Here is a 10,859-nt window from a genome sequence, read left to right on the forward strand (position 1 = left end):
GCTCGACCAGCGCGGGGGTAAATCATAATTGGCACTGGCTTATCAAGCACCCTGTTGAGTTCTCAAAGAACAACCACACACCAACCAGAAACCCCGACTCACGGGGCCCCGCTTGGGGCAACCTCTCTAACTTACTCAACTTCTCGCCCGTGTCAATCTCGTGCCCGAGATCTCTCACGTCGATTCAGTCGAGACCCACGGCGACGCACGCCGAAGACCGGCGGTCGTTTCTGTCGTGGGAAGCCGCAGACCGGCCGATCGCCGCTTCGCGGCCACCCGCCCGGCTCCTGCCGGCTCCAGAACTCTACCTGGTCGGCTTCGCGATCGCAACTCCGTCTTACCGGAGTGTCCCGCACCGCCCAAGTTCCCAACCTCGCTCGGCGTCTCCGCCGCGAGCCTGGCGCCCGCTCTCGGCCGGCTTGTCCGGCCTCCCGCGTGCAGAGAGAAAGTTACGCGGACGTTCCGCAGAAGGCAAATCGGCGCTCGTCACTGCGGCCGCTCGCCGGCGCCGCGCCACGGTCCGATGGCTCGCCCACACGGCGACGGCGACCGTGTCACAGTGTCTGGCATGGCTGACACCTCCCCGATCCCGGCGGCCCCGCTCGCCGAGGAAGCGCTGCTCGGACTACTGCTGCCGTTCTGGCAGTTGGTCATCGGCGCCGTCGTGCTGGTCGTCATCCTGGTCTCGCTCCGCCGGCTGGCCCGTCGTGGACGGTCCCGGATGACCACGGCTCTGCTCGTCACAGCCGCCGCAATCGCCGGGCTGACCGTGCTCGGGGTGCTGTTGCAGGGATGACCACCCCGCCGAGGCGGGCGGCGCCGAGGCGTCAGAGGCGGCGGTTGGCCAGGCTGGGCAGCTCGGCGCGGATGGTCCGGAGCCGCTCCAGGTCGAGGTCGACGACGGTCAGGCCGGTGCCGTCCGGCACCTGGCCGAGCACCGTCCCCCACGGGTCGACCACCATGCTGCGCCCGAAGCAGGTACGCGAGGGCTCGTGGTCGCCCGTCTGGCCGGCCGCGGCCACGAAGCACTGGTTCTCGATGGCCCGTGCCCGTAGCAGGACCTCCCAGTGGTCGCGCCCGGTGTGCAGCATGAACGCCGCCGGCACCACCAGCAGTTGCGCTCCCCCGTCGGTCGCCAGTTGGCGGTACAGCTCCGGGAAGCGGAGGTCGTAGCAGATCGAGAGACCGACCCGGACGCCCTCGACGTCGACCACCACCGGCTTCTCACCGGGGGCGACCGTCGCCGACTCGAGGTACGACACCCGGCCGGGGATCTCCACGTCGTACAGATGGATCTTGCGGTAGCTGGCGGCGAGCGCGCCGGAACGGTCGAAGACCAGCGACGTGTTCCAGGTGTGCTCCGGGTCCGGACCCAGCTCGTGGAACGACCCCGCGATCACCCAGATGCCGAGCCGGCGGGCGACCTCGGCGAAGAACCGGCCGACCGTGCCGTCGACGGGCTCCGGCGCCGGCATCCCGCCGGCGAGGCCGAGGTAGTCGACGTACTCCGGGAGGACCGCCAGGTCGGCCCCGGCCGCCGCGGCGCGGACCAGCAGGGCCTCGGCGGCCGCGAGGTTGGCGGCCCGGTCGTCGCGGGCGTTGAGCTGACAGACAGCGACGCGCATGAGATCAGCGTACGGGCGAAAGCGGCGCGGCGACACTGTCGGCGGCCCGGACGGAACGGAAGCCCGCGGCGTTTCCCCGCCGGCGAACTCCGCCGGTCGGCGGGTCAGGCGGACTTCTCCTCGCGCTCCCGACGCGCCCGGCGGCCGGTGAACTCCCGCGGCACGATGGTCGGGTTGACGTTCTCCAGGACGACCTCTCGGGTGATCAGCACCCGGGCGGCGTCGGGGTTGCTCGGCACCTCGTACATCACGGAGAGCAGGACCTCTTCCATGATCGCCCGGAGGCCCCGGGCGCCCGTGCCGCGCAGCATGGCCTGGTCGGCGATGGCCTCCAGCGCCGCCTGCTCGAACTCCAGCTCGACCCCGTCCAGCTCGAAGAGGCGCTGGTACTGCTTGACCAGTGCGTTGCGCGGCTCGGTGAGGATCCGCACCAGCGCCGTCCGGTCGAGGCTGCGGACGTTGGTGATCACAGGGAGCCGGCCGATGAACTCGGGGATCAGCCCGAACTTGAGCATGTCCTCCGGCATGACCTGGCTGAAGATGTCGTCGGTCGACCGCTCGGACACCGACCGGAGCCGCGCGCCGAAGCCGGTGCCGCCGTGCCCCGTGCGGGCCTCGATGATCTGGTCGAGCCCCGCGAAGGCGCCGCCGCAGATGAACAGCACGTTCGTGGTGTCGATCTGGATGAACTCCTGGTGCGGGTGTTTACGCCCGCCCTGCGGCGGCACGTTGGCCACCGTGCCTTCCAGCATCTTGAGCAGCGCCTGCTGGACGCCCTCGCCGGAGACGTCCCGGGTGATCGACGGATTCTCCGACTTGCGGGCGATCTTGTCGACCTCGTCGATGTAGATGATGCCGGTCTCGGCGCGCTTGATGTCGTAGTCGGCGGCCTGGATGAGCTTGAGGAGGATGTTCTCCACGTCCTCGCCCACGTAGCCGGCCTCGGTGAGCGCGGTGGCGTCGGCGATCGCGAACGGGACGTTCAGCATCCGCGCCAGGGTCTGCGCCAGGTGCGTCTTGCCGCAGCCCGTCGGGCCGAGCAGCAGGATGTTGGACTTGGCCAGCTCGACGGCGTCGCTGCCGGAGCCCGGCGCGCCGGCCGCCTCGGCCTGGATCCGCTTGTAGTGGTTGTAGACCGCGACGGCGAGGGCCTTCTTGGCCTGGTCCTGGCCCACGACGTAGTTGTCGAGGAACTGGCAGATCTCCATCGGCTTGGGAAGCTCTTCCCACTTCACCTCGCCGGACTCGGCCAGCTCCTCCTCGATGATCTCGTTGCACAGATCGATGCACTCGTCGCAGATGTAGACGCCGGGCCCCGCGATGAGTTTCTTGACCTGCTTCTGCGACTTGCCGCAGAAGGAGCACTTCAGTAGGTCGCCGCCGTCACCGATCCGTGCCACCTACGTTCTCCCTGCACTCATCGGCCGGGATTCCGGCCATGACCTGCGGACGCTGTGCCCCGTCCGTCTCCGTTCACCCCGTCGGGCCGACCCGGCGCGGCAGTGCTAGACCCGACGTTACCCGCTGGCGGAGCTTTCTCCGACCCCCAAAACGGGTGTGTCAGAGGCCGGCCGGGAGCGACGCCCCGGCCGACCTCCGACCCGGTACGCCTCAGCTGGCGGCGCTGGCCGCCAGCAGGCCCTTCTTGCGGCTGGTGAGGATGGTGTCGACCAGCCCGTACTCGCGGGACTCCTCCGCCGTCATGATCTTGTCCCGGTCGATATCTTTGCGGACCTGCTCGATCGGGCGGTTGCAGTGCCGGGAGAGCATGTCCTCCAGCTGGGTGCGCATCCGCAGGATCTCGCGGGCCTGGATCTCGATGTCCGACCCCTGCCCGTAGCCGCCCTCGGTGGCCGGCTGGTGGATGATGATCCGCGAGTTCGGCAGCGCCATCCGCTTGCCGGGGGTGCCGGCGGCGAGCAGCACGGCGGCGGCGCTGGCCGCCTGGCCCAGGCAGACCGTCATGATGTCCGGCCGGACGTACTGCATGGTGTCGTAGATCGCCGTCATGGCCGTGAACGAGCCACCCGGCGAGTTGATGTACATGATGATGTCGCGGTCCGGGTCGGTGCCCTCAAGCGTCAGCAGCTGCGCCATCACGTCGTTGGCGGAGGCGTCGTCCACCTGGACGCCGAGGAAGATGATCCGGTCCTCGAAGAGCTTGTTGTACGGGTTGGACTCCTTCACCCCGTACGACGTGCGCTCTACGAACGACGGCAGGACGTAGCGGTTGTGCACGGCCCCGAACTGGGGCGGCAGGCTCAGGTCGGTCATCGTCAGCTCCTCGGTCAGCTCAGGGTCCCGGCGCCCGCCGGAACCTGCGCGGCTCCGGTGATCACCTTGTCGATGAAGCCATACTCGACGGCCTCCTGGGCGGCAAACCAGCGGTCGCGATCCGAGTCCGCCTCGATCTGGGCCTGGCTCTGGCCGGTGTGGAAGGCCACCCGATCCTGGAACATCCGCTTCGTGTACAGCATCTGCTCCGCCTGGATGGCGATGTCGGCCGCGGTGCCGCCCATGCCGCCCGACGGCTGGTGCATCATGATCCGCGCGTGCGGCAGGGCGTACCGCTTGCCCTTGGTGCCCGCGCAGAGCAGCAGCTGGCCCATGGAGGCCGCCATGCCCATCGCCACCGTGGAGACGTCGTTGTCGATGTACTGCATCGTGTCGTAGATCGCCATGCCCGAGTAGACCGAACCACCCGGCGAGTTGATCCAGAGGAAGATGTCCCGGTCCGGGTCCTCCGCCGCGAGCAGCAGCAGCTGCGCGCAGATGCGGTTGGCCACCTGGTCGTTGACCTCGCTGCCCAGGAAGATGATCCGTTCCTTGAGCAACCGGTTGTAGACCGAGTCGTCGAGGTTGCCAATGTTGTCGCCACCCCGGGCGTCAATCGCCCGGAGCGGCTTCGATGTGTTGTGCATGTCGGTCATGGCAGCCCTTCGCTCTCCGTGCCGTCCTACCCGACACTAACCGCTCAGGCGGGTCGCAGAGTCCCGGTCGGTGCACTGTTCGCTGACAGCGCACCCACGGAAGACGTACCCGGAAAAGGGATTCGGCCGCCGCCACCGGGACCGGCGGCGGCGGCCTCACCCGAGGCGTCAGTGCTCGTGGTCGTGGTCGTGCTCGTCGCCGCTCTCCGCGCGGATCGCGTCGAGGCTCACCTCGTTGCCGGCCGTGTCCTTGATTTTGATGCGCTCCATCACCGAGGCCAGCGCCTTGCCACGCCGCACGTCGCCGAAGACGGCGGCCGCTGCGCCGGAGCGGACGAGCTGGTCGTAGTACTGCTGCGGGGCCATGCCGGCGCGCTGCGCGCGGTGGACGATCTCGTGGCCGAACTCGTCGTCGGAGACCTGGACGTCCTCGGCGTCGGCCAGGGTGTCCAGCAGCAGCTGGATCTTGACGCCCTCCGTCGCCGCCTCGCTCAGCTCGGCGTCGATCTGCTCCTCGGTCTTCTCCTCGGCGGCGAGGTACTCCTCCAGGGAGGCGCCGATCCGCTCGAGCTGGTCGACCATGGCCTGCTTGCGGCTGGAGACCTCCTCGCGGACGACGCCCTCGGGCGCCGGCACCGCCGCGGCCTCGACGAGCTGCTCGAGGGCCTTGTCGCGGGCGGCGTAGATCTGCTCGACCCGCTTGCCCCGGGTGACCCGCTCGCGCAGGTCGTTACGGAGCTCCTCCATCGTGTCGAACTCGCTCGCCATCTGGGCGAAGTCGTCGTCGAGCTCCGGCAGCTCCTTCTCCTTGACCGTGCGGACGGTCACCGCCACCTCGGCGTCCCGGCCGGCAAAGTCGCCGCCCACGAGCTGGGTGGTGAAGGTGGTGCTCTCGCCGGCGGCGAGGCCGACCACGGCCTCGTCGAGCCCCGGCAGGAGCTGCTTGCTGCCGACCTCGTGCGAGATGTTGGCCGCCGAGCCGCCCGGAACGTCCTCGCCGTCGACCGTGGCGTTCAGGTCGATCTGGACGTAGTCGCCCTCCTGGGCCGCCCGCTCGACGGTCTTCAGGGTGGCGAACCGCTCGCGCAGGTTCTTCACCTGCTCGTCGATCTCGCTGTCGTCGACCTGGAGCTCGTCGACGGTGACCTCGACGCTGCTCAGGTCGGGCAGGGTGAGCTCCGGCCGGACGTCGACCTCGGCGGTGAAGTTCAGCGAGTCGCCGTCGGCGAACTCGGTGATCTCGACCTCGGGACGGCCGAGGGTCTTCAGGTCGTGCTCGCGGACCGCGGCGAGGATGTTCTGCGGGATGGCCTCCTGCACCGCCTCGTTCAGGACGGTGCCCCGACCGACGCGCTGGTCGATGACCGCGGCCGGCACCTTGCCCCGGCGGAAGCCGGGAACCTGGACCTGCTGGCCGATCTCCCGGTACGCCTTCTTGAGGCTCGGCTCGAGCTCGACGAACGGCACCTCGATGGCGAGCCGCACGCGCGTCGGGCTCAGAGTCTCGACGGTGCTCTTCACAGGCGTACTCCTTGACGGATCTCAGTTGAGTCTGGGCGTGATTCAGCCCATCGAGTGTAGGCGAGCCGGCGCGAGGCCCCGGCAGCGCCCGGGGGCCGCGCGGAAACGGCGGCAACCCCGGGGCGACCCGGCCGCGGACGACAGTCGGGGTGGCGGGATTTGAACCCACGGCCCCTCGCTCCCAAAGCGAGTGCGCTACCAAGCTGCGCCACACCCCGTGGCGACCAGAAGTGTATGCCGTCGCGCTCCACCAGGAGTGCCGGGGCGTCCCACAACGCGCCGCCTCGGACAAAACGCCCACCCGACGCCGTTGCCCCGCGCCGTTGCCCCGCGCGGATGCCCCGCGCGGATGCCCCGACGTCGGCGACATGGCGGTGTCCGAGCCACGCGGATGCGGCGATGTCGGCGACATGGAGCCGGTCGCGGCGCCGCGCGGCATGGGGGCTGCGCGTCCGGGCCGGACACCGGGTAGGCTGTGCGGCGCGCCCCGTATGGCGGGGCGCATGCGGGCGTAGCTCAATGGCAGAGCTTCAGTCTTCCAAACTGACGGTGCGGGTTCGATTCCCGTCGCCCGCTCCAACCGACGAAGGCCCAGGTGAACCGCATGATCGCGGCACCCGGGCCTGCCACCTCTCCCCCATGTTCGATCTCCCGTGCCGTCCGCGTGCCACGACGAGACCGGTCTGTCGCGCTTCCGAACCGAGGTCCAGCGGCGGGCGCACGGGCATACCTCCGGCAGGGGCCAGCCGACTCCAGGATGGATCCGGACGGTTGCGGTGGGTGGTTGGCAGAGGTGGGATGCCATCCGCCGGCCACAGACCCGGGCAAGCCGAGCGGGCCGGGGCCAGGGTGTGCGGGTCGGCGGCAGATTGGATGGCAACAGGCGGGGCCACGGCGGACCGGACGGCGGCGAGCCCGGCGCAGGTACGATGGGGGCCTCATCCTGTGACCAGCCGATCGGAAGCACGGCCACGATGACAGGGACACCTCCCGCCGCACTGGTGTCGATCCTCGTCCTGCTCGTGGTGCTTGCCACTGACGTATGGGTCTACGCGGACGCCAAGGGACGAGTGAGGCGCGGGAACCCCGCCTTCGTCTCGCTCGGGTCCCTCCGGGTGGAGACTCCGGGGGCATGGTTCCTGGGCTGTCTGATCATGTGGGTGGTGTTCTTCCCGCTCTACCTGACGGCCACCAGGCGGAACCCGTTCGGTCACCGCAGCGGCTGACAACGGATGCCGAGTGCCTCATCGCTGTTGGACCCCGCGAGGTGCAGTTGGTCCCGGCCCAGTCGACGACTCGTTGCCGGCTCGTTCCCTCACCACCGTCCGCCGATCCTGACAGACAGCCACTTCCCGCCGGGTAGTGAGGGCGGCTACTCCGCGACGAGAACGGCGTACTCGACCGGAACGCCGTCCTGTTCGCACACGTGCTTGCCGACCTCGACGAACCCGAGCGAGCGCGTCAGCCGCAGGCTGCGCTCGTTCCACGACTGCACCACCGCCCGTAGCCGGCGCACGCCGGTGAGGGACCGGTAGTGGTCCAGCACCACGGCGGCGAAGCGCGCCCCGTTCCCCTGCCCCGACCAGGGCCGGATTCATGCCCACGCCCACGTCGAGCACGCCCTCCTCCGGCTCCAGGCCCGGCACCCGGGCCTCGGCCCCGGAGCAGCAGAACCCGACCAGCGGACCGCCACCGGCACCGGCGACCGCGAGGTAGGCAGCGTTGTCGCTCAGCAACCCGTCTTCGGGCCGCGAGTCGTAGATCCGCCACGGGCCGCCGTACCTCCATCCGGCCACGTGCTCCGCGTCCTCCCGGGCCAGCGGACGGACAACGAGCTGCGTCGGCCATGCCACGGTCGTCATCGGCCCATTCTCCGCGATCGAGGATGTCCCCGGGGCCCGGGGCCACCGGCGACCGCCAGGCCGACCGGCCGAGACGGGCCGACCCGCCGAGACGACCGGCCGAGACGGGCCGACCCGCCGAGACGACCGGCCGAGACGGGCCGACCCGCCGAGACGGGCCGACCCGCCGCGCGCGGGGGACGACGGGGCCTTGCCCCACGTCGGCGGGTCTAGGGTCGGGGAATGGTCGACCGACGGCAGGTGATGAGCTTCCGGGTCCGGGCCCAGCAACTGGACCGCGCTCGGGGCGGACTGGACGACACCGCCGTCCTGGACATCGGCGTGCAGGACACCGGCCCCGACGGGGCCAGGTGGGCGCTCGCCCTGCGTGGCGTCGACGTGGCGGCCCCGCCGGCCGAGGCGTTCCTCCTGCTGTGGACGGTGCGTGGGGCGCCCCACCTGTACCGGCGGACGGACGCGGGAGCCGTGGCAGCCGCGGTGGAGCCCTACTCCGACGCGGACGCGGGCAAGCGCATCTACGACGCCGCCAAGCCGTTGAAGGCCGCCGGCATCGGCAACCTGGCCGCCCTGGACGAGGTGGCGTCCCGGATGCGCGCCGTCGTCACCCGGCCCACCGTCAAGGGGAAGGTCTCCGGCCGGCTGGCCGAGGTGCTGCCCGAGCCGTACCTGCGGGCCTGCCGGCCGTGCGGCGCCACCCACCTCTACGAGATGCCGTTCCGGCTCGCCGCGGTGCGGGCCGGGCTGGAACTGCGGCTCGGCACCTCCCCGCCGGTGCTGCAACGCATCCCCGGTTTCCGGAAGGCGGCGGCGCCGGACGACCGGTTCGACCTCGTCCGGGCGTACCTGCGCCTGCTCGGTCCGGCCACGCCCAGACACGTCGCCGACTATCTCGACGCGCCGGTGAGGGACGTGAAGGCGCGTTGGCCCTCCGACGTGGTGGAGGTGACCGTCGACGGGGAACGGCGCTGGTTGCTGGCCGGCGACGAGCGGGCCCTCGCCTCCGCCGACGCCAGAGGCTGCCGACTGCTCGGCCCGTTCGACCTGTTCCTCCAGGCCAGGGACCGGTCCACGCTGGTGCCGGACGCGGCCCGCGCCAAGGAGCTGTGGCCGGTGCTGGGCCGCCCCGGCGCGGTGCTGGTCGACGGGGAACTGGTCGGCACCTGGCGGCCCCGCAGGTCCGGGCGCACGTTCACCGTCGCCGTCCGGCCCTGGCGCGCTCTCGACCCGGCAACCCGGGACGCCGTCGTCGAGCAGGCCGAGCGCCTCGCCGCGTACCGCGCCGTGAACCTCACCGGCGTCGACTTCGACAGTTAGCGGACGACCGCCAGGCCGGGCCCCGCAGCCTCCGGGTGGCGGCCGGCGACGGCCGCCACCAGCGCCCGAGGGCCACGCCGAACAGGATCAGGGTCGGGATCCGGGTAGGCCCGCTCCGTCCACCGTACGCCGGAAGAGGGAGACCGCCGTCATGACGGCGAGCGCGGCCAGCCCGGCGACGGGGGCGAGCACGAAGCCGTACCGGAACTGGGCGACCGGGCCGGTGAGGGCGGCCCCGGCGGCGCTGCCGACCGTGAAGGCGGTGATCACCCAGGCGAACGCCTCGGCGATGGTGCCGGGCGGGGCGAGCCGGTCGGCGGCGGTGAACACGGCGGTCAGCACCGGGGGCAACGCCAGGCCGGCGACGGCCAGCAGCAGGGCCATCCACGCCGGGCCGGGCAGCGCCAGCAGCGGCAGGAAACCGGCGGCGAAGGCCGCGGTGAGCAGCGGGAGCCGCCCCCGGCCACCGGCGCCGGCCCGGGTGTAGAGCAGGCCGCCGACCAGGGCGCCGCCGGCCTGCGCCGCGAGCAGCCAGCCGCTGAGCGAGCGGGCGCCGGCCGCCTCGGCGTACGCGGTGACGGCCACCGGGAGGCTGCCGATCGCCGCCCCGGCGCAGACGACCCCGGCGAGCATCGCGGTGAACCGGACCGCGCGCAGCGGGCCCGCCCAGTGCCGGGGCGCGGGCTCCCCCCGCCAGGCGCGTACGGCCGGGGCCAGGGCGAAGACGGCAGTGCCGGCGAGTTGGAGCACGGCGGCGGCGACCAGGCCGGCCGCCGGGCCGGCGAGGGCCACCGTGGCGAGCGTGATGAGCGGGCCCGCCACGAAGATCACCTCCTGCAGCGCGACGTCCAGCGCGTACGCGGCGGGGACGGCGGCCCGGGGCAGCAGGTCCGGCCAGAGGGCCCGCAGGCACGCCTCCAGCGGCGGGGTGCCGAACCCGGCCGCGGCGGCCGCGGGTACGGCGAGGGCGAGTTCGCCGCCGCTGACCGCGACGGTCAGAAAGCCGAGGCCCGACAGCACGGCGGAGCCCCACAGCACGGGCGGCTGACGCCAGCGGTCCACGGTGCGGGCGAGCACCGGCGCGCCCACGGCTATCGCCGCGGTGTACGCGGCGACCAGCAGGCCGGCGGCGGTGAGGCTGAGGGACTGCCGGCCGAACAGCAGCAACGCGAGCGGCCCGGAGGCCAGCGGCAGCCGGCCGACCTGGCTGGCCACGAGCACCCGCGAAACCTGCGGCGCCCGCAGCACGGTCGAGGCGCCGACGGAGGAACTGACAGCGGACATGGGTCATCGCTCCCGAGTGCGACAGGGATGGACGGGGACGCGTCGGTGCGCGTGCCCGTCAGGGAGCGAAGTCGGCCCGCTCGTGGTCGTCGCCGTACAGCGGCAGCGGGGGCGTGGCCCAGCGGGCGTACGCCGCATCCGTCCCGGCGCCACCTCTCGGTGGACGACCCGCGACCGCCTCCACACCGACCACGCGCCGACCGTACCGCGCGCCCCGCCGGTGCGCCGCCCCGCGTCCGGGCGAAGGACGGTGATCAGCGTTTCGGACGGCCTGCGTACGATGCGGGTCCGGGATCCCCTCGTACCCGGCGGAGGTAGCGGCA

At 71.7% G+C, this 10,859-nt stretch carries 11 protein-coding genes and 2 tRNA genes; 4 read left to right on the forward strand and 9 right to left on the reverse strand.

Features of this window, described 5'->3' with window-relative positions; translation table 11 throughout:
* The first annotated feature begins 568 nt into the window (after positions 1-568).
* Positions 569-796 (forward strand): hypothetical protein, encoded by a 228-nt coding sequence (locus tag ACGFIZ_RS07680; RefSeq protein WP_347671109.1) that lies wholly within the window; start codon positions 569-571, stop codon positions 794-796.
* A gap of 31 nt (positions 797-827) precedes the next feature.
* Here the strand turns inward: ACGFIZ_RS07680 and ACGFIZ_RS07685 are convergent, their stop codons facing one another.
* The 6 genes from ACGFIZ_RS07685 to ACGFIZ_RS07710 form a co-directional block, all read right to left on the reverse strand.
* Positions 828-1,625 (reverse strand): carbon-nitrogen hydrolase family protein, encoded by a 798-nt coding sequence (locus ACGFIZ_RS07685; protein ID WP_393416879.1) that lies wholly within the window; start codon positions 1,623-1,625, stop codon positions 828-830.
* A 104-nt stretch (positions 1,626-1,729) separates the two neighbouring features.
* On the reverse strand, positions 1,730-3,025 hold the full coding sequence (gene clpX / locus ACGFIZ_RS07690; protein ID WP_393416881.1) for an ATP-dependent Clp protease ATP-binding subunit ClpX: 1,296 nt from the start codon (positions 3,023-3,025) through the stop codon (positions 1,730-1,732).
* Between the two features lie 211 nt (positions 3,026-3,236).
* Positions 3,237-3,899, reverse strand: coding sequence for an ATP-dependent Clp protease proteolytic subunit (locus ACGFIZ_RS07695; RefSeq protein ID WP_347671112.1), 663 nt, complete (start codon positions 3,897-3,899; stop codon positions 3,237-3,239).
* A 14-nt stretch (positions 3,900-3,913) separates the two neighbouring features.
* Positions 3,914-4,555: an ATP-dependent Clp protease proteolytic subunit gene (locus ACGFIZ_RS07700; RefSeq protein WP_393416883.1), complete on the reverse strand. Its 642-nt coding sequence runs from the start codon at positions 4,553-4,555 to the stop codon at positions 3,914-3,916.
* A 168-nt stretch (positions 4,556-4,723) separates the two neighbouring features.
* On the reverse strand, positions 4,724-6,076 hold the full coding sequence (tig, locus tag ACGFIZ_RS07705; protein ID WP_393416885.1) for a trigger factor: 1,353 nt from the start codon (positions 6,074-6,076) through the stop codon (positions 4,724-4,726).
* 144 nt (positions 6,077-6,220) lie between these two features.
* Positions 6,221-6,294: transfer RNA gene (locus tag ACGFIZ_RS07710), tRNA-Pro, on the reverse strand.
* A gap of 287 nt (positions 6,295-6,581) precedes the next feature.
* On the opposite strand from ACGFIZ_RS07710, the gene ACGFIZ_RS07715 reads away from it, so the two are divergent.
* Both ACGFIZ_RS07715 and ACGFIZ_RS07720 read left to right on the forward strand, forming a co-directional pair.
* Positions 6,582-6,655 (forward strand) — tRNA-Gly (locus ACGFIZ_RS07715).
* 395 nt (positions 6,656-7,050) lie between these two features.
* On the forward strand, positions 7,051-7,302 hold the full coding sequence (locus ACGFIZ_RS07720) for a hypothetical protein (protein WP_393416887.1): 252 nt from the start codon (positions 7,051-7,053) through the stop codon (positions 7,300-7,302).
* A gap of 146 nt (positions 7,303-7,448) precedes the next feature.
* Here the strand turns inward: ACGFIZ_RS07720 and ACGFIZ_RS07725 are convergent, their stop codons facing one another.
* Complete coding sequence (locus tag ACGFIZ_RS07725) at positions 7,449-7,625, reverse strand: hypothetical protein (RefSeq protein WP_393416889.1); 177 nt, start codon at positions 7,623-7,625, stop codon at positions 7,449-7,451.
* A gap of 535 nt (positions 7,626-8,160) precedes the next feature.
* Between ACGFIZ_RS07725 and ACGFIZ_RS07730 the strand changes: the two genes are divergently transcribed.
* Complete coding sequence (locus ACGFIZ_RS07730) at positions 8,161-9,252, forward strand: winged helix DNA-binding domain-containing protein (RefSeq protein WP_393416891.1); 1,092 nt, start codon at positions 8,161-8,163, stop codon at positions 9,250-9,252.
* Positions 9,253-9,339: 87 nt separating this feature from the next.
* On the opposite strand, the gene ACGFIZ_RS07735 is transcribed toward ACGFIZ_RS07730, so the two are convergent.
* Together ACGFIZ_RS07735 and ACGFIZ_RS07740 are read right to left on the reverse strand one after the other, a co-directional pair.
* Positions 9,340-10,536 (reverse strand): MFS transporter, encoded by a 1,197-nt coding sequence (locus tag ACGFIZ_RS07735; protein WP_393416893.1) that lies wholly within the window; start codon positions 10,534-10,536, stop codon positions 9,340-9,342.
* A 58-nt stretch (positions 10,537-10,594) separates the two neighbouring features.
* Entirely contained in the window at positions 10,595-10,729 is a 135-nt protein-coding gene (locus tag ACGFIZ_RS07740; RefSeq protein ID WP_393416895.1) for a hypothetical protein, read from the reverse strand.
* Between the last annotated feature and the right edge of the window lie 130 nt (positions 10,730-10,859).

Origin of the sequence: Micromonospora sp. NPDC048830, from assembly GCF_043198215.1 — a bacterium.
In the GTDB taxonomy this organism is placed as follows: domain Bacteria; phylum Actinomycetota; class Actinomycetes; order Mycobacteriales; family Micromonosporaceae; genus Micromonospora.